Origin of the sequence: Devosia ginsengisoli (assembly GCF_024707105.1) — a bacterium.
Lineage (GTDB): Bacteria > Pseudomonadota > Alphaproteobacteria > Rhizobiales > Devosiaceae > Devosia > Devosia ginsengisoli_A.
The window spans coordinates 441,731-467,120 of sequence record NZ_JANQAJ010000011.1 but is presented as its reverse complement, the minus strand read 5'-3'; the positions used below and the strand labels follow the sequence as shown (position 1 = coordinate 467,120).

The 25,390-nt window shown below is 64.1% G+C and carries 21 protein-coding genes, 1 tRNA gene and 1 pseudogene; 18 read left to right on the top strand and 5 right to left on the bottom strand.

The annotated features are described in order from the left end of the window. From NVV79_RS16285 to NVV79_RS16265, 5 genes are all read left to right on the top strand, one after another. Window positions 1-74 (top strand) — tRNA-Cys (locus NVV79_RS16285). 121 nt (window positions 75-195) lie between these two features. After that, window positions 196-642, top strand: coding sequence for a mannan-binding lectin (locus NVV79_RS16280; protein ID WP_303991417.1), 447 nt, complete (start codon window positions 196-198; stop codon window positions 640-642). Between the two features lie 175 nt (window positions 643-817). Continuing rightward, window positions 818-1,474: a protein-L-isoaspartate O-methyltransferase gene (locus tag NVV79_RS16275; RefSeq protein WP_303991416.1), complete on the top strand. Its 657-nt coding sequence runs from the start codon at window positions 818-820 to the stop codon at window positions 1,472-1,474. A gap of 136 nt (window positions 1,475-1,610) precedes the next feature. Then, window positions 1,611-2,969 carry a TolC family outer membrane protein gene (locus NVV79_RS16270; RefSeq protein ID WP_303991415.1) on the top strand — a complete coding sequence of 453 codons (1,359 nt, stop codon included), beginning with the start codon at window positions 1,611-1,613 and terminating at the stop codon, window positions 2,967-2,969. 259 nt (window positions 2,970-3,228) lie between these two features. After that, window positions 3,229-3,942 (top strand): PopZ family protein, encoded by a 714-nt coding sequence (locus NVV79_RS16265; protein WP_303991414.1) that lies wholly within the window; start codon window positions 3,229-3,231, stop codon window positions 3,940-3,942. A 2-nt stretch (window positions 3,943-3,944) separates the two neighbouring features. On the opposite strand, the gene NVV79_RS16260 is transcribed toward NVV79_RS16265, so the two are convergent. Further along, a complete protein-coding gene (locus tag NVV79_RS16260; protein WP_303991413.1) occupies window positions 3,945-4,316 on the bottom strand; it encodes a hypothetical protein in 372 nt (123 codons plus the stop codon). A 58-nt stretch (window positions 4,317-4,374) separates the two neighbouring features. On the opposite strand from NVV79_RS16260, the gene NVV79_RS16255 reads away from it, so the two are divergent. Continuing rightward, a complete protein-coding gene (locus NVV79_RS16255; RefSeq protein ID WP_303991412.1) occupies window positions 4,375-7,131 on the top strand; it encodes a valine--tRNA ligase in 2,757 nt (918 codons plus the stop codon). A 186-nt stretch (window positions 7,132-7,317) separates the two neighbouring features. Here NVV79_RS16255 and NVV79_RS16250 read toward each other — a convergent pair whose 3' ends face one another. Further along, window positions 7,318-9,054, bottom strand: a complete 1,737-nt coding sequence (locus NVV79_RS16250; RefSeq protein ID WP_303991411.1) for an ABC transporter ATP-binding protein — start codon at window positions 9,052-9,054, stop codon at window positions 7,318-7,320. 665 nt (window positions 9,055-9,719) lie between these two features. On the opposite strand from NVV79_RS16250, the gene NVV79_RS16245 reads away from it, so the two are divergent. Then, window positions 9,720-10,529, top strand: a complete 810-nt coding sequence (locus tag NVV79_RS16245; protein ID WP_303991410.1) for a tetratricopeptide repeat protein — start codon at window positions 9,720-9,722, stop codon at window positions 10,527-10,529. A 398-nt stretch (window positions 10,530-10,927) separates the two neighbouring features. Here NVV79_RS16245 and xth read toward each other — a convergent pair whose 3' ends face one another. Genes xth through NVV79_RS16230 form a run of 3 tightly spaced genes read right to left on the bottom strand, consistent with a single transcriptional unit; the run spans window position 10,928 to window position 13,265 of the window. Beyond that, window positions 10,928-11,707: an exodeoxyribonuclease III gene (xth, locus tag NVV79_RS16240; protein WP_303991409.1), complete on the bottom strand. Its 780-nt coding sequence runs from the start codon at window positions 11,705-11,707 to the stop codon at window positions 10,928-10,930. A 53-nt stretch (window positions 11,708-11,760) separates the two neighbouring features. Continuing rightward, on the bottom strand, window positions 11,761-12,858 hold the full coding sequence (locus NVV79_RS16235) for a serine hydrolase (protein WP_303991408.1): 1,098 nt from the start codon (window positions 12,856-12,858) through the stop codon (window positions 11,761-11,763). 56 nt (window positions 12,859-12,914) lie between these two features. Further along, window positions 12,915-13,265, bottom strand: a complete 351-nt coding sequence (locus NVV79_RS16230; protein WP_303991407.1) for an iron-sulfur cluster assembly accessory protein — start codon at window positions 13,263-13,265, stop codon at window positions 12,915-12,917. Window positions 13,266-13,358: 93 nt separating this feature from the next. Between NVV79_RS16230 and NVV79_RS16225 the strand changes: the two genes are divergently transcribed. From NVV79_RS16225 to surE, 11 genes and pseudogenes are all read left to right on the top strand, one after another. Continuing rightward, window positions 13,359-14,549 (top strand): deoxyguanosinetriphosphate triphosphohydrolase, encoded by a 1,191-nt coding sequence (locus NVV79_RS16225; RefSeq protein ID WP_303991406.1) that lies wholly within the window; start codon window positions 13,359-13,361, stop codon window positions 14,547-14,549. 30 nt (window positions 14,550-14,579) lie between these two features. Then, window positions 14,580-16,323 (top strand): annotated as a pseudogene (argS, locus tag NVV79_RS16220) (arginine--tRNA ligase). A gap of 107 nt (window positions 16,324-16,430) precedes the next feature. Beyond that, a complete protein-coding gene (locus NVV79_RS16215) occupies window positions 16,431-18,599 on the top strand; it encodes an SPOR domain-containing protein (RefSeq protein ID WP_303991405.1) in 2,169 nt (722 codons plus the stop codon). A gap of 104 nt (window positions 18,600-18,703) precedes the next feature. Continuing rightward, window positions 18,704-19,492, top strand: coding sequence for a ScpA family protein (locus NVV79_RS16210; RefSeq protein WP_303991404.1), 789 nt, complete (start codon window positions 18,704-18,706; stop codon window positions 19,490-19,492). Next, window positions 19,489-20,154 (top strand): SMC-Scp complex subunit ScpB, encoded by a 666-nt coding sequence (gene scpB, locus NVV79_RS16205; RefSeq protein ID WP_303991403.1) that lies wholly within the window; start codon window positions 19,489-19,491, stop codon window positions 20,152-20,154. Before NVV79_RS16210 ends, scpB begins: the two co-directional genes overlap by 4 nt. Beyond that, complete coding sequence (locus NVV79_RS16200; RefSeq protein WP_303991402.1) at window positions 20,154-21,251, top strand: ABC transporter ATP-binding protein; 1,098 nt, start codon at window positions 20,154-20,156, stop codon at window positions 21,249-21,251. The genes scpB and NVV79_RS16200 overlap by 1 nt, the downstream gene beginning before the upstream one ends. Before the next feature lie 57 nt (window positions 21,252-21,308). Beyond that, entirely contained in the window at window positions 21,309-21,518 is a 210-nt protein-coding gene (gene tatA / locus NVV79_RS16195) for a twin-arginine translocase TatA/TatE family subunit (RefSeq protein WP_146288871.1), read from the top strand. A 105-nt stretch (window positions 21,519-21,623) separates the two neighbouring features. Continuing rightward, on the top strand, window positions 21,624-22,340 hold the full coding sequence (gene tatB / locus NVV79_RS16190) for a Sec-independent protein translocase protein TatB (protein ID WP_303991401.1): 717 nt from the start codon (window positions 21,624-21,626) through the stop codon (window positions 22,338-22,340). Between the two features lie 3 nt (window positions 22,341-22,343). After that, on the top strand, window positions 22,344-23,162 hold the full coding sequence (gene tatC / locus NVV79_RS16185) for a twin-arginine translocase subunit TatC (protein ID WP_303991400.1): 819 nt from the start codon (window positions 22,344-22,346) through the stop codon (window positions 23,160-23,162). 128 nt (window positions 23,163-23,290) lie between these two features. Next, window positions 23,291-24,622: a serine--tRNA ligase gene (gene serS, locus NVV79_RS16180; RefSeq protein WP_303991399.1), complete on the top strand. Its 1,332-nt coding sequence runs from the start codon at window positions 23,291-23,293 to the stop codon at window positions 24,620-24,622. Beyond that, window positions 24,619-25,386, top strand: coding sequence for a 5'/3'-nucleotidase SurE (gene surE / locus NVV79_RS16175; RefSeq protein ID WP_303991398.1), 768 nt, complete (start codon window positions 24,619-24,621; stop codon window positions 25,384-25,386). Before serS ends, surE begins: the two co-directional genes overlap by 4 nt. Window positions 25,387-25,390: the final 4 nt, after the last annotated feature.

The following is a 25,390-nucleotide window of genomic DNA, read 5'->3' as shown; positions in this document are numbered from 1 at the left end:
GGCCACGTGGCGGAGTGGTTACGCAGCGGATTGCAAATCCGCGTACTCCGGTTCAATTCCGGACGTGGCCTCCAGTGATTTCAATAACAGAGTCAGATAGTTACAACCGGGCAGGGCGCCCGGCTTCAGCGCGTCACATGCTGCCAATTAATTTGCGCATCCAACACTGGTGCAACAAAGCGCCTCCATACTGCCATGGCCCCCCTCGCTGGCGCGACGGCGGCCAGACAGTTGGAGGAAGAATTGCCGTCAAAAATATCTGTTCGTTACCCGCTATGGGCCATTGTCGGCCTGGTCTTTGCCCTGATTGCCGGCGCGTCGATCAGCACGCCCGCCCTGGCCCAGAGCGCCGCAAGCAACCAAAAGGCCGCTGTGCAGGCCCAACAGGCGCTCGAGCAAGCTGGGACTGCATCGACACAAGCTGGGACTGCATCGACACTCGCGGGTGACCTCTTGCAACAACAGCTCGCCGCCCCGCAGCAGGCTGCCAGCTTCGTGGTAGAGGCTGGCCCCATCTGGTCGACCAACGACGCCAACAGGATTTGCCCCGCACTCTGCACGGGCAAGGGCGGCAGTTTCTCCACCTCGTGGTGGACGACCGTTCCCGGCAAGATGTCCGTCTGCCAGTGCAAGTCCAATTGAGCTGCTGACTACCGGCCGGAGCGTACTACCGCGCCCCGGTCGATCCCCGCGCCGTCGGCACGCATACCCGCCATGCACCGCCATTTTGCCGCAAGCTGCTCTCGGCCCTTGCCATGCTCCGCCCCCGACTATATTCACGTCCGGCATATGGTTTGAGCCGGGCAGGGCTGTCTTCATGGTCGATTTCGAGCGCGCGCGGGCGCAAATGGTGGAAAACCAGTTGCGCAGCGGCGGTGTCACCAATGCGCCGATTCTGGCGCAGATGCGCGCTATCCCGCGCGAGAATTTCGTCGCCGCCATCAGGCGTGACCTGGCCTATATAGACGACGTCCAGTGGTTCGGCGGCAAGGCGTCCGGTCGCTTTATGGCCGCGCCGGTCACGCTTGGCAAGCTGCTCAGGATCGCCGAAATCACCCCCACCGATAGCGTTCTCGATATCGGCGCCGCCACCGGCTATTCCACCGCCGTCATTGCCGGCCTCGCGGCCTCGGTCACCGGTCTCGAGTCCGATGCCGAACTGGCCACGACCGCAGCCGCCAATCTGGCGGCGCTCGGCCTCACCAATGCCAGCGTCGTCGCCGGTGATATCGAGCGCCTCGGCAAGGCCCGCTTCGATGTCATCATCGTGCAAGGTGCGCTTGATAGCGTGCCAGAAGCATTCACCGCGGCGCTGGCCGATGGCGGGCGTCTCGTCGCACTTATCCGCGTCGGGGCCGTTTCGGTGGCCCATGTCTTCGTCAAGTCGGGCCGGCAGGTCACGGCGCGAACTGAGTTCAACGCCGTCCTGCCACCGCTCTTTGCGCCGCAGCGTGATGAGGAATTCATATTTTGATGTGGTATTATACGTCTGTGTTGCCTCAGGGGCACGACGCGGATTATTCGCACATTAATGTTTCGTAGGGATTGTCGCGGCCGGTTGTCTACCCCATGTGCCGCGCATAGAGTTCCGGGGTTTTTGGAGGCGGGCAATGGGTTTTCGCGTTAAATTGGTCGCAAGTGCGTTGGCCTTGGCTCTGGCTGCCGTTTCGGTGGGCGGGGCACAGGCACAATCGATCAGCCAGGCGCTGACCATTGCTTACGACCATGCCCCCGATCTGCAGGCGGCTTTGCTCAGTGCCAAGTCCGCGGCGGAAAACGTCGCTCTGGCCCAGTCGGGCAAGCGCCCCACGCTCGGCGCATCCCTGGGTGGCAATTATGATTGGTCCGTTGCGGGCGGCTCGTTTTCCGACAGCCATACGCTGACCGCGGGCATTTCGTATAACCAGACCATCTTCGACAATTACAAGACCGACGCCGAGATCGAGGCAGCCCGTGCCGGCGCCGAAGCGGCCGAATACCAGATCCGCAATACCGAGCAGAATGTGCTGCTCGCCGTGGTCCAGGCCTACATGTCCGTGCTGAGCGATCGCCAGTTGGTCGCTCTCCGGCAGGAAAATATCAACTTCTTCCAGGCCCAGTTGCAGTCGGCGCGTGACCGGCTCGATGTGGGCGAGGGCACCCGCATCGACGTCGCCCAGGCCGAGGCTCGCCTGGCGCAGGGCGATGCCACCTATCGCGCCGCGCTCAGCAGCCTTGAAATCAGCCAGGCCACCTTTCAGCGTTATGTCGGCGCTGCCCCGCAAAACCTTGATGCTTCGCATAATTACGGCCGGCTGATCCCCTCGACGCTCCAGGCCGCTCTCTCCCAGGCCGAATCCAGCCATCCGGCAATCCTGATGTCCAAGGCAGCCATTCGCGCCGCCCAGGCCGGCACCGATTCCGCGCAGGCCGCCTTCGGTCCTTCCGCCAGTGTCAGCGGTTCCGTCGGCACGGCCTATAACAGCATCAGCGGCGCTCAGGGCATCAGCGGCAAGCTGGGCTTCACCGTCACCATCCCGCTCTATGCCGGCGGTGCCATCGGCGCCAGCGTGCGCAAGGCCAATATCGAGCAGATCAAGTCCGAGGTCGACGCCATGTCGTCCTATGACCAGATTCGCGAGGCGGTCATTTCCGCCTGGGCCGGCATCCAGAGCGCCGATGCCCAGATTTCCGCCGCCAACGCCGCCGTCGCCGCGGGCCGTACCGTGCTCGATGGCGTCATTCAGGAACGCGATCTGGGCACGCGCACCACGCTCGACGTGCTCAACGCTCAGGCCGAGCTGACCACGGCGCGTGAGACGCAGATCAACGCATCGACCAACAAGGTCATCGCCACCTTCTCGCTGCTGTCGGCCATGGGCCACCTCACCGCGACCGATCTCGGGCTGGCTGTAGAGGTCAAGTCCGCCGTGCGCTACAACCAGGTCGTCGAGGACGTCTGGCAGGAATTGCGCACAGTCGCCGAGTAATCGGCCGCTGCTCCGGGCGCCTTTTCAGCAAACTGCACGCACTGCCTTCGCCGTTCCGCAAGGTCTGGCGCTCTAGGTTTCACTATCGATCTGTGGTGGTCGGGTCATGCCCGGCCACAACTTTTAGTGGAAGACCGGTTTGAGCGTGCTGTGGCGATTCCTAATTGTGGCCACTGGGGCTAAGGTGTTGTTGACGAATCAGGTTGGCGGCACCGGCGGATGCTGCAGGTCGGTTCGGGCGCACGAGTAAGAGGCACTGATGAACAAGCCGGCACCCAAAGAACCCTCTATGGATGAAATCCTGTCGTCCATTCGGCAGATCATCGCCGACGACGACGCTGCCGGAGTGCCACGCCGTCCGACAATTCAGGCTGCGCCGCCGCCCATGCAGGCCACGCCGGCCCGTCCCATGGCCGATTCGCTCGATCGTGATCTCAGCGACATGCTTGACGATATCGAGCCGCTCGCGCTTTCGCCCAACCAGATCGTCGACAAGGGTGACGACGAGGATGAAGCCGGTGGCTTCAGCTTCGATTCCATCCTGGCCGACACTGCAGCCGATGAAGCCTCTGCCGCTTCCGCGCCGCAACTGGTCGATCCCGACGATATCACCTTCGCGCCGCCCGAAGCTGTCGAGGATGAAGAGGAAGAGCTTCCAGCCTTCGATCCGCCGCCCATGGCCGCCGCCCAGCCGGCGCCACAGCCCAGCATTGCGCAGGCTGCACCGTTGCCCGATCCCACGCTGTCCAGCGACATGGCCGATCAACTGCTCGAGCCGGCCACGCAGGCCGCGGTCCGCAGTTCCATCACCAAGCTCAATGGCCTGGGCCTCGGCAATGCCGGCGCCACCATCGAGTCCCTGATGCGCGACATGCTCCGCCCCATGCTCAAGGAATGGCTGGACGAAAATCTGCCGTCCGTCGTCGAGCGCATGGTTGAACGCGAAATCACCCGCATCTCGCGCGGGGAATAAGCCTAGATCGCCGGAATTGGGGGCGGCTTGATGGTCTGCAGGACCTGGAGCCGCCTTTCCATTTCCAGCCTTTGCTGGTTCGCTTCCAGCGCCCGCAGCTTCATCTCCAGCGTCTTTCGCTCGGCATCAGTAGCTGCTTCCCGTTGCAGGCAGCCGATGCGGTCCTGATTGTTCCGGATCGCCTCGGCGCTATCGGCAGGCACGAGGGCAGGGCAGGCGCCCAGCACCGGCGTCGCCACCAGAATGGTCACCATTGCGGCCAACATCATCGCCTTCATCGCTGCCTCCATGTTAAAGCTGTTCAAACGAAACGCGCGCCGCGCCGGCTGGCTCCCTGTTGACCCCGCATCGCGCATTTGCTTGAAGTCTGCCAACCTTTCTGTTCGGCCCGCCACGGTCATCCTGGCGGGTCGCTGCTGTTGCGAGTGATCAATGCTTGAAAAGTCCTATGAGCCATCAGCCGTCGAGACGCGCGTCTATGCCGATTGGCTCGAGGCCAACGCCTTTGCCGCCGGGGCAGGGGCTGCGCCCGGCGCCGAGACCTTCACCATCGTCATTCCGCCGCCCAATGTCACCGGCTCGCTCCATATCGGCCACGCGCTGAACAATACGATCCAGGATATCCTGATCCGTTTCAACCGCATGCTGAAAAAGGACGTTCTCTGGCAGCCCGGCACCGACCATGCCGGCATCGCCACCCAGATGATCGTCGAGCGCCAGTTGATGGAGCGCCAGCAGCCCGGTCGCCGCGAAATGGGCCGCGAAAAGTTCGTCGAGCGTGTCTGGGAATGGAAGGCCGAAAGCGGCGGCACCATCATGAACCAGCTCAAGCGCCTCGGCGCTTCGGCCGATTTCTCCCGCGAACGCTTCACCATGGGTGAAAACGGCGTCGCCGACGACCAGATGGTCCGCGCCGTCACCAAGGTCTTCGTCGAGTTGCACCAGCGCGGCCTGATCTATCGCGCCAAGCGCCTGGTCAACTGGCATCCCGGCCTCGAAACCGCCATTTCCGATCTCGAAGTCGAGAATATCGAGATCAAGGGCCATATGTGGCACCTGCGCTATCCCCTGGCCGATGGCGTCACCTACCAGTTCCCGCTGAAGGACGAAGAGGGCAACGTCACGGGCCACGAAACCCGCGACTACATCATCGTCGCCACCACCCGCCCCGAAACCATGCTGGGCGACACCGGTATTGCCGTTCACCCGGACGATGAACGCTATGCCCCGCTGGTCGGCAAGTTCGTTGAGCTGCCCCTGGTCGGCCGCCGCATCCCCATCGTCGCCGACGAATACGCCGATCCGACCCTCGGCACCGGCGCGGTCAAGATCACCCCGGCCCACGATTTCAACGACTTCGAAGTCGGCACCCGCAACGATCTCGACCAGATCAACGTCTTCACCACTGGCGGCGCCATCATCTCGGCCGACTTCATACCGCAAGCCTATCGCGGCATGGATCGTTTCGCCGCCCGCAAGGCCATCGTCGCCGACCTGACTGCCCTTGCGGAGGAAAATCCCACCCGCGGCCTCGATCACATCGAGGACAAGAAGATCATGGTCCCGCATGACGAGAAGTCCAAGCTCGTCGTCATCGAGCCCTTCCTCACCGATCAATGGTGGGTCAAGGCCGACGTGCTGGCCCAACCGGCCATGGCTGCCGTCCGCGAAGGCCGCACCAAATTCGTGCCGGAGCAGTATCAGAACACCTATTTCGCCTGGCTGGAAAACATCAAGCCGTGGTGCATTTCCCGCCAGCTCTGGTGGGGCCACCAGATTCCGGCCTGGTACGGCCCGGACAATCACGCCTTCGTCGCCTATAGCGAGGCCGAGGCGCAGAAGCTCGCCGACGCGCATTACATGAAGCCGACCCAGCTCACCCGCGACCCCGACGTGCTGGACACCTGGTTCTCCTCCGCCCTCTGGCCCTTCTCCACCCTGGGCTGGCCGGACGATACCGCCGAGCTGCGCCGCTACTACCCGACCGACGTTCTCGTGACCGGCTTCGACATCATTTTCTTCTGGGTTGCCAGGATGATGATGATGGGTCTTGAATTCCTGGATGAAGAGCCGTTCCACACGGTCTACATGCATGCTCTGGTCCGCGACGAGAAGGGCCAGAAGATGAGCAAGACCAAGGGCAATGTCATCGACCCACTGCAGCTCATCGACCAATACGGCGCCGATGCCACCCGCTTCACGCTCGCCGCCATGGCCGCGCAGGGCCGCGACCTCAAGCTCTCGATCCAGCGCGTGGAAGGCTATCGCAACTTCGTCACCAAGATCTGGAACGCCGCCCGCTTCCTCGAAATGAACGAGTGCCGCCGCGTCGAGGGCTACGACCCCAAAGCCAACAAACTCCCGCTCAACCGTTGGATCGTCGGCGCCACGGCGCGCGGCGCCGCCGCCGTCACCCAGGGCATTCTCGACTACAAGTTCAACGAAGCCGCCAATGCCGCCTACGATTTCGTCTGGGGCACCTTCTGCGACTGGTATGTCGAATTCGCCAAGCCAGTGCTGCTGGGCGAGGACGAAGCCGCCAAGGCCGAAACCCGCGCCACCGCGGCCTGGGCGCTCGACCAGATCCTGGCCATCCTCCACCCCTTCATGCCCTTCGTCACCGAAGAGCTCTGGGCCGAAACCGGCAAGTTCGGCGCCCCGCGCGCCTCCATGCTGATCCTCTCGGAATGGCCCGACCTCGCCGGCCTCGAAGACCCCGCCGCCGATGCCGATCTCAACTGGCTCATCGACGTCATCACCAATGTTCGCTCGGTCCGCTCGGAGATGAACGTCCCCGCCGGCGCCAGGCTGCAGATGGTCGTGGTCGGGGCAGGGGAGGAAACCCTGCGTCGCCTCGTCGCCGGCACCTCCCTGATCACGCGCCTCGCCCGCCTTGAGGAAATCTCGCCGCAGACCGAAGTTCCCGGCGAATCCGCCCAGTTCGTCGTTGGCGAGGCCACCTTCGCCCTGCCGCTGGCCGGCGTCATCGACATATCGGCCGAAAAGGTCCGTCTCGAAAAGGAAGTCGCCAAGCTCGATGGCGAGGTGGTTCAGATCGACAAGAAGCTCGGCAACGAACAATTTGTCGCCAAGGCCCCCGAAGAGGTCATCGAGGAACAAAAGGCCCGTCGTGAGGCGGCTGTGGAGCGGCGGCATCACATCATCGAAGCGCTCAAGCGCCTGAGTTGACCCCCTCCAATTGCCACCGGCCCCACCCTCCCCCTTGAGGGAGGGGAAGCGAGATAGGACTTAGCGTCAGCTAAGTCCGTTGAATCGAGCAGGGTGGGGGTATGTCTCCGTAAACTCGGTGCGTGTGACACCCCCACCCTTGATCCCTCCCCACAAGGGGAGGGAGACGACTGCGAGTTCAGCGTCTCAAATCCTCCCCTGCACCCGATGCAACCCGGCATAGACCCCATCCGCCGCCATCAGCTCATCATGCGTACCTTGCTCCCCGATCCCATCCGGCGTCAGTACCAGGATGCGATCCGCATGGCGCACCGTCGACAGCCGATGCGCAATGACCAGCGTCGTCCGTCCCGCGGCCAGGCTTAGCAGCGCTTGCTGCACCGCCCGCTCGCTCTCATTGTCCAGCGCGCTGGTCGCCTCGTCGAAGATCAGAACCGCCGGGTTCTTGAGAAACGCCCTCGCAATGGTCAGGCGCTGCTTCTGCCCGCCCGATAGTTTCACGCCCCGCTGCCCGATATTGGAGTCATACCCCTCCGGCAGCCCGAGGATGAAGTCATGCGCATTGGCCGCCTTGGCCGCCGCGACCAGTTCCTCGTCGCTGGCCTCCGGCCGCCCATAGCGCAGATTCTCTGCCACCGTGCCGCTGAACAGATACACGTCCTGCTGCACCACGCCCACGCTGCGCCGCAGCGAGGCCAGCGTCACGTCACGCACATCCTTGCCGTCGATGGTGATGGCCCCGCCGCTGACATCGTAGAAGCGCGGGATCAGCGCACAAAGCGTGCTCTTGCCCACGCCCGAAGACCCCACCAGCGCCACGAATTCGCCCGGCGCGATATCGAGCGATAACCCGCTGAAGACAGGCGCGCCGCCATCGCCATAGCCGAAATCCACGTCGCGAAAGCGGATCGCCCCGCGGACCGGGCCGATATCCACCGCTTGGGGTGCGTCGGCAATATCGGGCTCTTCCTCCAGCAGTTCCATGGCGCGCACGAAGCCGGTCGCGCCCTCCTGCCAGAGGCGGATGAAGTTATCCAGCCGCCGCACCGGATCGACCAACACGCCCACGCAGAGCAGGAAGGTTAGCATTTCCGCCACCGTCAGCTCGGCGTGGAGGATGCGGATGGCCCCACCCACGATCACCATGATGGTGACGAGTTGCGCAAAGCCGTCCATGCCGACCCACAGCAAGGCTTCGCTGCGATAGCCGTCCTTGCGGCTTTGCAGGAAATGCTGGTTCTCCACCTCGAACCGCTCCAGCTCCATCGCCTCATTGGCGAAGGATTGGACCACGCGGACCCCGCCCAGCGCATCCTCCACTCGCTCGTTGACGGCGGCGATACGCTCCTTGCTGGTCTTGAGCGCCACATTCATCCGCCGGTTGAAATGCCGCGCATAGAGCACCGCCGGCGGCACCAGCAGTGCAATCAGCCCGGCCAGCACCGGATCGATGACCGTGAGTACCGCCATCGCCCCACCGAATTTCAGCAGGCTGATGGCAAGATCCTCCGGCCCATGGTGGAACAGTTCGCCCAGCCACAACGAGTCGTTGCTGATGCGGCTCATCAATTGGCCGACGCGCTGCCGGTCGTAAAAGCCGAACGAGAGCTTCTGACAGTGCTCGAACAGCTCCCGGCGCACATCGGCCTCGATCCGCGCGCCCATCGCATGGCCCTGATAGTCCACGAAATAAGTTGCCAGCGACTGCACGAGGAACACGGCGAGCATCACGCCACCCATGCCCAGAATTTGCACGAGCGCATTGTCGGCCTCTGCCAGTTCCGGCAGGCGCGTGGTGATGTAGCTGGCGCAGAGCGGCAGGGCGATCGCGCTGGCCGCGACGAGTGCGGCACAGGCCAGGTCGGCCAGCAGGAGTGGCACATAGGGCCGATAATAGCCCAGGAATTTGCGCGCACGCACCATCGTCCGGCCGGAAGGGCCGTCCCGGCGGCTGGTCAGTCTGGCGAGAAGTTTGAGAAGAAAATGGCTACGGCTGGCGTCTTGGCGCTGCTCCTGCCACGAATTTTGGGAATGCATGAGTGATCATGTCCTGTTGAAGTTTGTCTCCTTTCGCGTTGAACAGGGTTTTCATCGATGCGCTCCTTGGGTTCGCGGATCGGGGGAGTATGGCCATCGGCTCGCCGCCCGCAACCTCTCGCGGTTCGAATGGCCGCGCCGGGACGGACTCTGTGACGATTCCGCAACATCGCGTGTGAATCGATTTCACCATTCCTTGCGGCAACGATTTGGCGATATTTGTCGCCACAATCTCATCCTAAACGAGACGGCATAGGCATCTGGGGGCGGATGGCCTGCAAGCATCGGGCAAGGCCCGTGCTTGCGCGTTTTTTCTCCCCATTGCCGAATCCGGCGGTGAAGCTCCTTGGGCGTCGCCATCTCGGCGGCAAACGACGCTGTGCCCGCATCATACCTCCCGATCGCCATGCGGTCGGCTGAATGCGGTCACAAACGGAGTTTACCGAAATCTTAATGTCCGGAGCGCTGCCCTCAGGCAGCCGCACCGGGGCAGGGCCGGATGTCCGGTTTGGCAACAAGGTTCGCCCGCTTTGCGGGCCAGAAGGAGCAAGATGCGGACTGTTAGGGATCATTCCCTGATTTCCGTTGCAACGGCAGCGATCCTCGCCTTCTCGACGGCGATGGCGCCTGCTTACGCCCAGACGGCGGCCGATGCGGCGCTGAACATGGCCAACATGCTCGATGGGGCAGGTGGCGGTGTGTCCGGCGACGATCTGCTTGCTGCCCTTGAAGATGCCGCCAGCGCCGGCCAGCCCATGGCCATGTGGCAACTCGGCACCATGTATGAAAACGGCGAAGGCGTGGACAAGGACCCGGTGAAGGCCTTCGGCTATTTCGCCCAGATCGCCAATCAGCACGCCGATGCCTCTCCCAGGGGCGTCGAGGCCGATATCGTCGCCCAGTCCTTCGTCAAGGTTGGTGATTATTACAAGGACGGCCTGCCCGACGCCGGCATCCCCGCCGATGCCGAGCGTTCCCATGCCCTGCTGCTGCATGCCGCCACCTATTTCGGCGATGCTGATGCGCAATACCGCGTCGGCCTGCTTTATACGCAGGAAAACGAAATGGGCATCAACCCGCTGCAAAGCGCCCGCTGGTTCTCGCTGGCCGCCCGCAAGGGCCATTGCCCGGCCCAGGCGCAACTCGGCAACATGATCTTTAATGGCGTCGAAGGCATCGAAGCCCAGCCGGTCGAAGGCCTGATGTGGCTCGCCATCGCCCACCAACGCTGCGCCGGCACCGGCGACGCCGCCTGGATCGACGAACTCCTCAACCGCGCGCTCTCCGCCGCCACCCCCGACCAGAGCACCGAAGCCTTTGCCTTGGCCGAAAGCATCGCTCCGCAATTTGCTGGCTTCTGAGCGTTCCGAAGGACAAATCGCTCCAGTGGAGCGATTTGAGCGAAGAAGGCCACGAGACCTATGGTCGAGTGGCGGGCGGGAGAATTCCCCATGCACTACACGTCACCCTCGGGCTTGACCCGAGGGCTCTACACTTGCTGAACCTTGCTAAGTGAAGTGTCCTCGGGTCAAGCCCGAGGATGACGATCTGTTAGAAATAGGCCGGTCGGCTCAACACCCCCACCCTCATTTCCTCCCCACAAGGGGGAGGGAAGCCTGGTCGGCAGTTGCGGAAGCATCGAGCGAAACTCGGAATGTAGTCATGCGCCTCCCTCCCCCTTGTGGGGAGGGAATGAGAGTGGGGTAAGCCACACGCACCAGACTGGCGATGGGTAATCGCGACAGCGCACTCGATACCCCTAAAACCTAAACTCCCCCTCTACCGGCACATGATCGCTCGGCTTGTCCCAGCCGCGCACATCCTTGTGCACGGTGACCCCCTCCAGCCGATCCGCCGCCTGTGGCGACAGCAGCAGGTGGTCGATGCGGATGCCGGCATTGCGCCGCCATGCCCCTGCCTGAAAATCCCAGAACGTATAGGACGGCTCCGACGTCGTTGCCCGCAGGGCATCGGTCAGTCCCAGATTGAGCAGCGCGCGCCAGCGCTCCTGGCTTTCCGGCCGGTACAGCGCGTCGCCCCACCAGGCCTCCGGATCATGCGCATCGATCGGCCCCGGGATGATGTTGAAGTCGCCCAGCAGCACGAAGGGCTCCTCCAGCGCGAGCCGACCTTCCACATAGGCCTCCAGCCGTCGCATCCAGGCCAGCTTGTAGGGGAATTTCTCGCTGTCGACCGGATTGCCATTGGGCAGGTAGATGCCGCACACCCTGATGGCACCCGTCTCGACCGAGAACACACCCTCGATCAGCCGTGCCTGCTCGTCGCTGTCATCGCCAGGCAGCCCGCGCGATACCTCGTCGAACGGCAGCAGCGACAGGATGGCCACGCCATTCCAGCTTTTCTGCCCATGCGTCTCGATATTGTAGCCCAGCGCCTCAATCTCGAGCCGTGGAAACCCCTCGTCGACCGTCTTGATTTCCTGCAGCACGACGATGTCGGGCTTTTCCTCGGCCAGCCACTTCAGCAGCGCTTCGATCCGGGCTTTGATGCCGGCAATGTTCCAGGTGGCAATACGCATGGCGAGTCTCCGTTGGCGCCAAGCTAACTGCGGGCCGGGGAGGGGGCAACCGGCTAGGCTGCGTAAACTGCCCTCAGGATATCGTCGCGGAACGGCCCGTTGCAGCCCTCGAAGGTGGTATTGGTGCAGACCACGATGGTGATCCGGTTGACCGGATCGACCACCCAGTTGTGCCCCCAGGCTCCGCCCCAGTCCACCGTACCAACAGGGCAGGGATTGTTCGCCGCCATCGGGTCCTGCAACACGGCGCCGATGAAGCTGAAACGCTTGCCGGCATCATTCTCGCGCCGGGGTAAATCACCGATCTGGTTGGCCAGCGCCATGGCCACGGTTTCCGGCGCCAGCAGCCCCGGCCGTCCGTTATAGACTTCCAGCATCTTCATGACGTCGTCGGCCGTTCCCGCCATGCCTGCCCCGCCATTCTGCGGCGCGGCCGGATTGAATATGCGGCCCGGCGAAAATGTCGTGCTGCCATATTGGTCGCCCAGCACATGCGGATCGCCCATGCGCACCGGTGGCGCGCCATCGCCATAGGGCACCGCCAGCCGCGCCGGATCGGTGACATAGAAATGCGCGTCGGTCATATCAAGCGGCCCGGTCACATGCCGCCCCAACGCATCCTCGACATTGGAGCCGTTGATCGCCGCAAGCACCCCGCCCAGCACATCGATGCTGGTGCCATAATCCCAGCCGCTCCCCGGCGCGAAGGCCAGCGGCACTCTGGCAATGTTCTGCAGCGTCTCGGTCAGCGAATTGACCCGCCCCGAAAGCCCGCCGCTGGCATTGTCAGGCACATTTGCATAGGCCAGGCCCGATGTATGGCTCAGCAAATGCCGGATACGGATATCGGCCGCGCTGCCATCCGGATTGTCAGGCGTGAACCACGGCAGATACCGCGTCACCTTGTCATTGAGCCCGATCAGCCCCAGGTCCACCAGCCGCAATACGGCCGTTGCGACGATCGGCTTGGTCACCGAGGCCAGCCGGAAGATCGCCTCGCGCCGCATCGGCACATCGGCCTCACGATCGGCCAGGCCGGCAGCGCGGGCATAAATCTCCTGGCCATCCCTGTTGATCAGGATGACGCAGCCGACAATGCGTTGCACCAGCGCGGCATTTATCGCCGCGTCCACGCGCTCGATCAGGCTCATGCGTCCCTCCCTCTTTGGGCGAGACGCTATGGGGTGATGGTCAGGATTTCAATGCTTTAGACGGCAAAGCTCGTGCCGCAACCGCAGGAGGCCACTGCATTGGGATTCTTGATCTGGAAGCTCTGCCCGATCAGGTCGTCGACAAAGTCGATCTCCGCCCCGCCCATGAATTCGAGACTCATCGAATCGATCAGCACCACCGCATCGCCCTTGCTCAGAACGATGTCGTCGCTGGCCGGCTTTTCCTGTACGAGATTGTATTCATACTGGAATCCCGAGCACCCGCCGCCCGCCACCGAAATGCGCAGCACCGTCCCTTCCGGTTCTTTCGAGAGAATCCGCGACACCCGCTTGGCAGCGCGATCGGTCAGCACGACGTCGGGAGAGGCAAGGGCGGTAGCAGTCATGATAGGTCCACGCCGTAATGTCATAACGGTAGGGCTAAAATAGTAACTCTTGCCGGAAATGAAAAGGGCCAAAACAATGGGCACCCATCACCGATGAGCGATACCGCCCCCTACGCATCCAAGCCCGAACATTCCCTCGGGCGCCTCCACGGCACCGGACCCAGCCCCACGCGCTCCGAATTCCAGCGCGACCGCGACCGCATTATCCATTCCACCGCCTTCCGCCGCCTGCAGCAGAAGACCCAGGTGTTCCTGCAATATGGCGGCCATTTCCGCAATCGGCTGACCCACACGCTCGAAGTCAGCCAGATGGCCCGCTCCATGGCCCGCGCCCTGCGGCTCGATGAAGACCTGGCCGAAGCCGTCGCCCTCAGCCACGATCTCGGCCATACCCCCTTCGGCCATGCCGGCGAACGCGCCCTCCACGCCGCCATGGCCCCCTATGGCGGCTTCGACCACAATATCCAGGCCATGCGCGTCGTGACCCGCCTCGAAAACCGCTATGCCGAGCATGACGGTCTCAACCTCACCTGGGAAACCCTCGAAGGCATCCTCAAGCACAATGGCCCCCTGACCAATGCCGATGGTAGCCCCCACGGCAAATATGCCCAGGAAGGCCTCCCCGCCGGCCTCGACGATATCCCCGCCGTGGCCGACCTGCGCCTCTCCAGCTTCGCCTCGCTCGAAGCCCAGACCGCCGCCATTGCCGACGACATCGCTTACAACGCCCATGACATAGACGACGCCCTCCGCGCCGGCCTCATCACCTTGGCCGATCTCGCGGACGTGCCGCTCGCCGGCCCCATCGTCCGCGAAGTCCTCGCCCGCTATCCCGACATCGCCCCCAAGCGCCAGGCTCACGAAGTCCAGCGGCGCCTCATCACCCGCGCCATCGAGGATGTCATCGCCACCTCAGCGGCCAATATCGCCGCGTCAGGCGTCACCTCCGCCGAGGATGTCCGCAATGCCGGTCGCACCCTCGTCACCTTCTCGCCATCTGCCGCCGAAGCCGAACGCGGCCTCAAGAACTTCCTCTTCGAACGCGTCTATCGCCACGAAACCGTCATGGGCCCGGTCCGCCAGAGCGAAACCGTCGTCACCGACCTCTTCGCTCGTTACATGGCAACCCGCGATCTCCCCGGCCGCTGGGGCGGCGCCGCCGCATCGGCGCCCGACGACAGCCATCTCGCCCGCATCGTGGCCGATTTCATCGCCGGCATGACTGATCCCTATGCCCTGGATGAATACCAGCGCTTGTTTGACGCTCGCCCGGATTTCCGTTAACCCCGGCGCACTTTACCATCCGGGTTCATCATGGACGTTTTCGCTCTCTTTTCCGCACGCATCGGCAATGCCATGCAGGTTCTCTTCCCCCAGGCCGGGGCGGACCTGTTGGCCCGTATCGTGGTGGAACCGCCGCGCGATCCCGCCCATGGCGACCTCTCGACCAATGCCGCCATGATCGTGGCCAAGCCCCTCGGCATGAATCCGCGCGACGTCGCCAATGCCCTGGTCGAACACTTCAAGCACGACACCGACGTCACCGCCGTCGAGGTCGCCGGTCCCGGCTTCATCAATTTCCGCCTGGCCACGCCGATCTGGCACCAGGTCCTGCGCTCCATCGCCGAGCAGGGCGCCGATTATGGCCGCTCGACCCTGGGCGGCGGGGAAGCGGTCAATATCGAATATGTCTCGGCCAATCCCACTGGTCCCATGCATGTCGGCCACACCCGCGGCGCCGTCTTCGGCGACACTCTGGCCTCGCTCATGGCCTATTCCGGCTATGAGGTAACGCGCGAATATTACATTAACGACGCCGGCAGCCAGATCGACACCCTCGCCAATTCGACCTTGTTGCGCTACCGCGAGGCTCTGGGCGAGAGCATCGAGATTCCCCGGCTTCTATCCCGGCGATTATCTCATCCCCGTCGGCCAGGCTCTCAAGGCCGAATTCGGCGACAGCCTCCTCGGCAAGCCCGAAGCCGAAGTCATCCCGCTGGTCAAGGAACGGGTCCTGGCCGCCATGCTGGAGCTGATCAAGGCCGATCTCGCCAAGCTCGGCATCCATCACGACGTGTTCTTCTCCGAGCGCACACTGCATGGGGCAGGGGGCGATATCGAGCTCACCCTGGCCTGGCTGCGGTCCGAGGGCATGATCTACGAGGGCCGGCTCGAGCCCCCCAAGGGCAAGACCCCCGACGAATGGGAAGACCGCGAACAGACCCTGTTCCGCGCCACCGACTATGGTGACGATGTCGATCGTCCCCTGATCAAGTCGGATGGCTCTTATACCTATTTCGCCGCCGACATCGCCTATCACCGCAACAAGTTCCTGCGCGGCTTCAAGCACATGATCAACGTGCTGGGCGCCGACCATTCCGGCTACGTCAAACGCCTGCAGGCGGCCACCAAGGCCGTCTCGCTCAATGCCGCCGATATGGATGTGCGCATCTGCCAGCTCGTCCGCCTGCTCAAGAATGGCGAGCCGTTCAAGATGTCCAAGCGCTCCGGCGATCTGGTCACCCTGGCCGATGTGGTCGAGGAAGTCGGCGCCGACGCCACCCGCTTCATGCTCATGTATCGTCGCAACGACGCGGCCATGGATTTTGACTTCGCCTTGGTCAAGGAGCAGACCAAGGACAATCCGGTCTTCTACGTGCAATATGCCCATGCCCGGACATACTCGATCTTCAAGACTGCCGCACGCGACCTGCCGGCCCTCGATTTCTCGCCCGCCGCTTTGGCTGTCGCCGAGATCGAGCGCATCGAAACGCCCGCCGAGCTTGATCTTGTTCGGGTGCTGGCCGCCTGGCCGCGCACCGTCACCGCGGCTGCCGTGGCGCACGAACCGCACCGCATCGCCTTCTATGCCCACGAACTCGCCGCGGCCTTCCATGCCTTCTGGGGTAAGGGTAAGGACGATCCTGGTTTACGATTTGTTAACGAAGACGACCCAAAGCTCACTCTGGCCCGACTCGCGCTGGTCGACGCCGTGCGTCAGGTTATCGTCAACGCACTAGCAATTCTGGGCGTTTCCGTTCCCGAAGAGCTTTCATAATTCGGGCGCATTACTATGATGACTCGCGGTATGATGCCCTTGTTGGGGCAGCGCCGTAGTAGTCGTAATCGAGAGGGCGCTGGTTGATGTCAGCGAAACCGCAGCCAATGGCCGGACAATCTGACGCCGCAGACGATCTGATTGCCGAGCTTGCCAAGCTCATGGCGCAGGATGCCAAGGGCGATCGTCCGGCGGAAGCGGCCGCTCCAGCCTTCTCTGTGCGTATTCCGGGTGGCGACGCTACCCCGGCGACGACGCCTGCGCCCACGCCCCGTTTCGATTTTGACCGCACCACCGCTCTGGCCGCCGAGCAGTCCGCCCCTTCGGCGCCTGCCGAGCCGGCGGCCGATCCCGCGCCCGAAGAAACGCCCGAGCCGTTTCGCTTCGATTTCGGCCTAGACAGCCCCAAGGCGGCCGTAGCCGACGCGCCCGCGGAACCCGCGGCAGAACCGCCGGCGCCCGCCGATCACGACAGCATTGCCGATCTGATCGCGGCCGAACTGTCCAGCGCCCCCGAGCCCACCCCGGAACCTGCGCCTCAGCCCGTCGCCGCGCCGCCGGTTTCGCGCGCCACGCCGCTGCCGGCTTCCGGCGCTGCCAGTTCTGTAGACAAGCCGGCCGGCCCGAGTCTCGATACATTCAATCTGCGTCCCGCTGCGCGCCCCGAGCAGGACCGTTTCAAGATTCCGCCGGTCTTCGGCCTCAGCTCCCGGCCGGCACCGTCCGAACCCGCCGTCAGCCCGGTTGAGCCCGCTCCCGAGGCGCCGCCCCCGGTCGAGCCCTTTGCCGGCCTGCGCCAGCCCGCGCCGTCCGTCGCGGTCAATCCTGGCCCCGCGCCCGAGGATGATGGTCTGGGCCGCGATCCCATCGACGAAATAGAACACCTCATCGGCCGCGCCATGCGCGTCGAATTCGACAAGCCTGCCGAGCCCGCTGCCGAAGATCGGCCCGTGGCCAGCCCGGCTTTGCACAATCTGGCAGCCGTGACGGTGCCGGTTGCCGCTGCCACCGCCCAGCCCGCCGCTGCGCCGCGGACGCTGTCCGGCGCCGACGAAGCCATTCTTGCCGCTGCCGAGGCCACCGGCGCCCAGATCGGCTGGGTCGAGGCCCCCGAGGTCGACGAAGCTGAAACCGTCGCGCCCGCAGCGCGCCCGCGCCGTGCGCGCAACTTTGCCATCAGCCGTTCGCTTGCCGGTCCGCTGGTTGCCGTGGCGCTGCTTCTGGCCGCCGGCTTCGGCCTTTATTGGGTACTGGGCCTGGGCGGCGATTCCGGCCCGGCGCCGCTGCTCACCGCCGATACCAGCCCGGTCAAGGAAACGCCGGCCGTTCCGACCGATGCCGCCGCCCCGCCGCAATCGGTCGTCTTCAACGAGATCAATGGCGTCGTTCCCGGCGCCGAAGAACAACTGGTGTCGCGCGATCAGGCCGACGTCAACGAGGTCACCCAGGTTCCGCCTGTCGCCGATGTGAGTGAGGAGGGACTTGCCAACCGCAAGGTGCGCACGGTCACCGTACGTCCCGATGGCACGATTGTCAGCGGCGACGAAAGCGTTGCCGGCAGCACCATCCTGCCGGTGGACCGCCCCAATGTGCCGGAAGTACCGGGTGCCGAAACCGCCAGCCCCGAACTGCTGGCCAGTGCCGATCCCGAGCCCGTTACGCCGGCTGCGACCCCGGCGGCCGAACCCGAAGTCACGGTCACGCCTGTCCAGCCGGGCTCCATGGTCCCCGCCATTGATGCCGCGGGCAATCCGCTGGCCGGCAAGACCGCCCCGGTGCCCATGCTGCGCCCGGCCGGCCTCGTGCAGGCCACCGAGCCCATGGTTACGGCGGCTGCGCCGGCCAACGCCGTCAATGCGGTTGTCGCCCCGGCAGGTGGTGGCAACCTGCTGCCGCCGCCGCCGGCCAATTCCGCCTTCGGCACGACGCCTGCGGCCACCCAGCCGGTCGCGGCGACCCAGCAGCCGGCAGCCCAGCAGCCGGCCGCCGCCGCCAGCATCCCTGGTGCCATGGAAGTCGATGCTCTGCCCAATTCCGCGCCGGCCTATGCCCAGCTTGCTTCGCTCCGCAGCGAAGAGGAGGCCCGCCAGGCCGCACAGAACCTCGTCACCCGGTTCGGCCCGCTCTTTGGCGGCGCGAATATGGAAGTCCAGCGCGTCGATCTTGGCGCCCGCGGCATTTACTACCGCGTCCGCGTTCCGGCCGCTTCGACCTCCGCTGCCGCCAATATCTGCACCAATGTTGTCGCCGCCGGCGGCGATTGCGTCGCGATGTGACCTGCTGGTCCGAGCGACCGGTGTAACATCGTCTTCAATGCTTGACGCCTGCGGAACCAGTGGCCAAGGATGGCCCAGGACTCCTGCAGCGCGGCACTGAATTTATGACGACTGCCCAGACCGACTGGTTTGATACGGCTGCCCAACCGGCGCCCGAAGACGTGATGTATGTCGATGTCGGCGGCTATGAGGGCCCCCTCGATCTGCTGCTCGATCTCGCCCGCCGCCAGAAGGTCGATCTCGCCGCCATTTCCGTGCTGGCTTTGGCCGAGCAATACCTCGCCTTCATCGAAACCGTTCGCGAGAAGCGCATCGAGGTTGCCGCCGACTATCTCGTCATGGCCGCCTGGCTCGCCTATCTCAAGAGCCGGCTCATGGTGCCGCAGGCGCCTTCCGACGACGAGCCGTCAGGCGAGATGCTGGCCGCCATGCTGCAATTCCGCCTCAAGCGCCTCGAAGCCATGCGTGCCGCCGCCAGCCAGTTGATGAACCGCCCGCGCCTCGGCTTCCAGGTCTATGCCCGCGGCATGCCCGAGCCCGTCGAGATCAAGCGCACCTCCCTCTGGGAAGCCAGCCTTTACGATCTGCTCAAGGCCTATGCCGGCCAGCGCGAGCGCGGCATCACCACCGACTATTCGCCCATCCAGCGCACCGTCTGGTCGCTGCAGGAGGCGCGAGATATCCTCCAGCGCCTGATCGGTGATAGTTTCGAATGGGTGTCGATGGATTCCTACCTGGCCGATTACCTCGCCACCCCGGCCGAGCGCGCCACCATCCGGGCATCGAGCTTCGCCTCGAGCCTCGAACTGGTCCGCCTGGGCCAGATCGACCTCCGCCAGACCGAGACTTTCGGCCCGCTCTTCATGCGCCGCCGCAAGGCAGACCGGCCGTGAGCGAGCTTTCCGACGACGATCGCAGCGAAGTCCTGGAGCGCAACCTGCGTGTGCTCGAGGCTCTCCTTTTCGCGTCAAGTGAGCCCCTCGATGCTAACAGTCTGCTAACGTATTTGGGGGAAGGCGCTAACATTGGTGAACTGCTGCTGACACTGCAATCCCGCTATGCCACCCGCGGGGTAAACCTGGTCCAGCGCGCCGACAAATGGGCCTTCCGCACCGCCGAAGACCTCGGTTTCCTGCTGCGCCGCGACGAACAGGAAAACCGGCCGCTCTCCCGCGCCGCCCTCGAAACCCTCTCCATCATCGCCTACCACCAGCCCGCCACCCGCGCCGAGATCGAAGAGGTCCGCGGCGTCGCCACCGGCAAGGGCACGCTCGACCTGCTGATGGAGGCCGGCTGGATTCGCATGCGCGGCCGCCGCCGCACCCCCGGCCGCCCCGTAACCTACGGAACGACCGACGCTTTTCTCGATCACTTCGGCCTGGAAAGCCTCAGCGATCTGCCCGGCCTCGATGAGCTCAAAGGCTCCGGCCTCCTCTCCAGCCGCCTGCCACCCAACCTGCAGATCCCGCTTCCCTTCGATGGCGCCGCCCTGCGCGATGACGAAGACCCACTCGATCCGGACGATACAGGCAGCGACGAGGAGGAACAGGAGTGATGGCCGAAAAATCCAGCACTGACTGGGGTTTGCGCGGTACGACCGGCGTCAGCTTCGCCGCCACGCTCGAATTCGACGCCGTCGAGGTTCAACTCGGGGGTAGGGTGGTGCTCGACCGCTTCAGCCTCACCCTCAAGCCAGGCGAGATCGTCTGCCTGCTCGGCGAATCCGGTTCTGGCAAATCGACCGCCCTGCGCGTCGCCGCTGGTATCCAGCCCATCCACGCCGGCGCGCTGCGCATCAACGACGAGATCGCCTCCGCCCCCGGCCTGACCGTCCCGCCGGATCGGCGCGGAATTGGCCTGATGTTTCAGGACTTTGCGCTCTTTCCGCATCTGACCGTCCTGCAGAACGTGCTCTTCGGCCTGCGCAAGCTCGGGCGCACCGCCGCGCTCGCCCAGGCCCGCGCCGCCCTGCGTCGCGTCGGGCTCGCCGACCGCGAGGCGGACTTTCCGCACAGGCTGTCAGGCGGCCAGCAACAGCGCCTGGCGCTGGCTCGCAGCGTTGCCCCACGCCCCGGCGTCCTGCTGCTCGACGAACCCTTTTCCAGCCTCGACGCCCGCCTGCGCGAAACTGTGCGCGAGGAAACCCTGGCCGTTTTGCGCGAGACCCATGTCACCAGCCTCATCGTCACCCATGACCCCGAGGAAGCCATGGTGCTGGGCGATCGCGTGGCTTTGCTGCGCCACGGACGCATCGCCCAGATCGGCTCGGCCGCAGAGATTTACCGCCACCCCATAGACCTGGACGCCGCCCGCTTCTTCTCGCCGCTGAGCGAGATCGACAGCCGGGTCGCCCAGGGCCACGTCACGACGCCACTTGGCTCGGTTGCTACGCCGGAACTGGCCGAGGGCACCAGCGTAACGGTCGCCATTCGCCCGGCAGGCGGCGCTGCCATGGCGGCCAGCGGCCCCGGCACGCCGGGCCGCATCGTCGGCAAGCGCGACGCCATCGGCATCGACATCTGCGAGGTCATGGTCGATGGGCTCGACGCCCCGCTCGGCCTGCGCCAGCCGTCCGATGCGGCAATGAAAGTGGGACAAGATGTCTTCGTCACGCTGAACCCGGAACACGTTCTTGTGTTTGCGCGCGATTGAACCTATTTCTGACCTATCTTTCGCGTGTAACGCGTTCTGAAATTTAGGGAGACCAAAATGCACGCGCCAGGAATTTGGGGCATTCTCGTTGTTGCCGTCGTCGTGATCCTGCTGTTCGGTCGCGGCAAGATTTCCGGTATGATGGGCGAAGTCGCCTCGGGCATCAAAGCCTTCCAGAAGGGCATGAAGGACGACGACAAGCCGGTGGAACGCGTCACCACCACGGCCGACGCGCCGGTTGCCGAGCCCGAGAAGAAGGACGTCTAGAGCGTCGGGCTGAAAAGTGGCCTCCGGTTTTCAGTCAAATCCGACGTGACTTTGACATGACGTCCTGACGTCGCCGGCCGCGCCGCTGCTTTAAAGGAATAGGACATGCTCGGCTTGGGCTGGACAGAGATGCTGGTGATCGGCGTCGTCGCGCTGATCGTCATCGGGCCGAAAGACCTGCCTGTGGTGATGAACCGCATCGGTAAGATTGCCGGCCAGATCAGGCGCATGGGCAACGAGTTCCAGCGCGAGATCAACAAGACGACCGGTCTCGATGAAGTGCGCAACCTGCGCAATTCGATCACGGCGCCCCTCAAGAAAACCAGCGACGAAATCCGCAAGGAATTCAACGCCATGACTCCAACTGGCCCCAAGCCGAGCGGAGCCATCAAGCCGGCCGACCCCAAGGCCGAAAGCGTCGTGGACGAGATCAAGGCCGCCGCCGGCCTGACGCCGCCCAAGACGGCCGACCAGGTCGCAGCCGAGGCCGGCTTCAGGCCTGCCCGTCCAGCCCCGGTTGCGTCGAAAGCGACCGCGTCCGCGAAGAAGCCCGTCGCAAAAAAGGCCCCTGTAAAGGCCAAGGCTGCACCGACCCGCCCCGTCGTCACCACCGACCTGGCCCCATTGGATGCTCCGGCTCCGGCCAGGAAACAGGTCGCGAAAAAGCCTGCCGCGGCGAAGAAACCAGCGGCGAAACCCGCTGCCCGCAAGCCGGCGAAACCTGTCGAGACGGCACCTGTCGCTACCAAGCCTGCACCCAGGAAGCGCGCTGCCAAGCCCAAGCCTGCTGCAGCCGAAACCGCCAAGGCCGGGGACGCATAAACCATGGCCGACACCAAGCAGATCGAAGACAAGACCAAGGAACCCGAGGACGAGCTCGCCGGCAGCGAAGCGCCGCTGCTCGAGCATCTGGTCGAGTTGCGCAAGCGGCTGATCTACTCGGCGATCACCATTGTCGTGCTGATGGCCTTCTGCTTCATCTTCGCCAGCACCATCTATGACTGGCTGCTGATCCCCTACAAAAGGGCGGTTCCCGGCGCGAACCTGATTTTCACCGCGCCGCAGGAGCTGTTCTTCACCTATCTGAACGTGGCCCTGTTCGGCGCCATTTTCTTGGGCTTCCCCATCATCGCCAGCCAGATCTACATGTTCGTGGCGCCGGGCCTCTACAAGCATGAACGCAAGGCGTTCCTGCCCTATCTCGTAGCGACGCCAATCTTCTTCATCGCCGGGGCGGCGCTTGTCTACTTCATCGTGCTACCCATGGCGCTGCACTTCTTCGCCGGCATGCAGACCGTCGATATCCAGATGCTGACCAGCGTCAGCGAGTACCTGGGACTGGCCATGCTGCTGATCCTGGCCTTCGGCGTCTGCTTCCAGCTTCCGGTCATCCTGACGCTGCTGGCGCAGATCGATCTTGTGCATGTCGATGTGCTGAAAAAGGGCCGCCGCTACGCTATCGTCGGCATCCTGATCTTCGCCGCCTTCATCACGCCGCCTGATCCGATCTCCCAGATCGGCCTTGCCTTGCCCATGTACGCGCTCTACGAACTCTCGATCATTTCCGTTCGGATGATCGAAAAGCGCCGTGCCGCGGCCCTGGCTGCGCAGGAAGCGGAACTTTCCGGTTCATCATCCGACTGACTTTCAGTAGACCTCATGGTTTGAGCTTGTCGAACCACGAGGTCGTGCCACAGTGGCACGCCTCGGGGTGAGGCTGCTGGGGTACCGTTCTCAATCAACCAGAGGCGGGCAGCGACCCGTAGCAACCGATGTTCGATATCAAGTGGATCAGAGCCAACGCCGAAGCCTTCGACGCCGCCGTTTCGCGGCGCAAGGGCATTTCCGTGCGCGCCTCCGATCTGCTCGCCATCGATGACAAGCGCCGGGACATCATCGTCCGCCTGAACGAGGCGCAGGAAAAGCGCAACGCTTTGTCCAAGCAGATCGGCCAGGCCAAGGCGCAGAAGGATGAAGCCAGGGCGCAGGAACTGATGGCTGAGGTCGCCGGCCTCAAGGAATTCATCCCGCAGGGCGAAGCCGACGAGCGCGCCGTCGAACTCGAATTGCGCAATGCCCTCTCGGTCATCCCCAACCTCGTCTTCGATGACGTGCCCGACGGCACGGACGAAACCGGCAATGTCGAATATTTCGGCCGCAACGGCTCGCCCGAAACTGCCGCCAAGGTCCGCGCGCCTAAGCCGGTTCTCAGCTTCGCACCCAAGGAGCATTACGAGATCGGCGAGGCCATGGGCCAGATGGATTTCGAAACGGCCGCGAAGCTCTCGGGTAGCCGCTTCGTCGTACTGAAAGGGCAGGTGGCCCGCCTCGAACGCGCCATCGGCCAGTTCATGCTCGACCTTCACACGACTGAGCATGGCTATACCGAAGTCCAGCCCCCGCTGCTGGTGCGCGACGAGGCCTTGTTCGGTACCAACCAGTTGCCGAAGTTCGAGGAAGACCTGTTTTTCACCCCGCATGGCGAAAGCCGGTTGGCGCTGATCCCCACCGCCGAAGTGCCGCTGACCAATTTCGTCCGCGAATCCATCGTGGCCGAGGAAGAGTTGCCGCTGCGTCTCACGGCCCTGACTCCCTGTTTCCGCTCCGAAGCCGGTTCGGCTGGCCGGGACACGCGCGGCATGTTGCGCCAGCACCAGTTCAACAAGGTGGAGATGGTGTCGATCACCACGCCTGAAACCTCTGTTGACGAGCATGAGCGCATGCTGGCCTGCGCCGAGACGGTGCTGCAACGGCTGGGCCTGCACTATCGCGTCATGAATCTCTGCACCGGCGATATCGGCTTCGGCGCCAAGAAGACCTATGACCTCGAAGTCTGGCTGCCCGGGCAGGACACCTATCGCGAAATCTCCTCGGTCTCGGTCTGCGGCGATTTCCAGGCCCGCCGCATGGATGCGCGCTATCGTCCTGCCGGCGAGAAGCAGGCGCCGCGCTTCGTCCATACGCTCAACGGCTCCGGCACGGCCGTCGGCCGCTGCCTGATCGCCGTAATGGAAAACTACCAGCAGGAAGACGGCTCGGTCGCCATCCCAAAAGCGCTCCAGCCCTATATGGGCGGCATCAAAGCTATCGGCGGTCGTAGATGAGTCTGCGTTTTCTCATCACCAATGATGACGGCATCGATGCCCCCGGCATCGCCATCATGGCCGACATCGCCCATGCGCTGAGTGATGACGTCTGGATCGTGGCGCCCGATGGCAATCAGTCGGGGGCCGGGCATCGCTTCACGCTCGGCCGTGAACTGCATTTCGAGCGGCATGGCGAGCGTAGCTTTGCCGTGGTCGGCGGTTCGCCCGCCGACTGCGTCGTTGCCGGCATGACGCATCTGCTGGGCGATCGCCCGGCCGATGTGGTGCTGTCCGGCGTCAATGCCGGGCAGAATCTGGGCGACATCATCAACTGCTCGGGCACGGCGGCCGGTGCACGGGAAGGGGCACTGCAAGGCGCCATCGGCATCGCCATGAGCCAGGGCATCAATTACGAGCATGGCCGTGAGGTGGACTGGTCCAACGCCATCCGCCATGGCCAGGCTGTCGCCCGCGGCATCATCGCGGCCGCCCAGGGCCGGGACCACTATTACAACGTCAACTTCCCGTTCTGCCCGCCCGACACCACCAAGGGCATAGCCGTGGTGCCGCACCAGCGCTTCTCGCGCTCGCCCTTCCGCTATTATCCCAGTGATAATGACGGCAAATTCTTCGTGGCCATCCCCGAAACGCCGATGCCGCTGGATCGCACGGCCGACTTCGAAATCCTGCGCCAGGACGGCTATGTGACGGTGACGCCGATGCTGCTGCAGCAGACCGATACGACCCTGGTCGAACGCCTGCGGGGCACGCTGTCGCTGTAGCCGC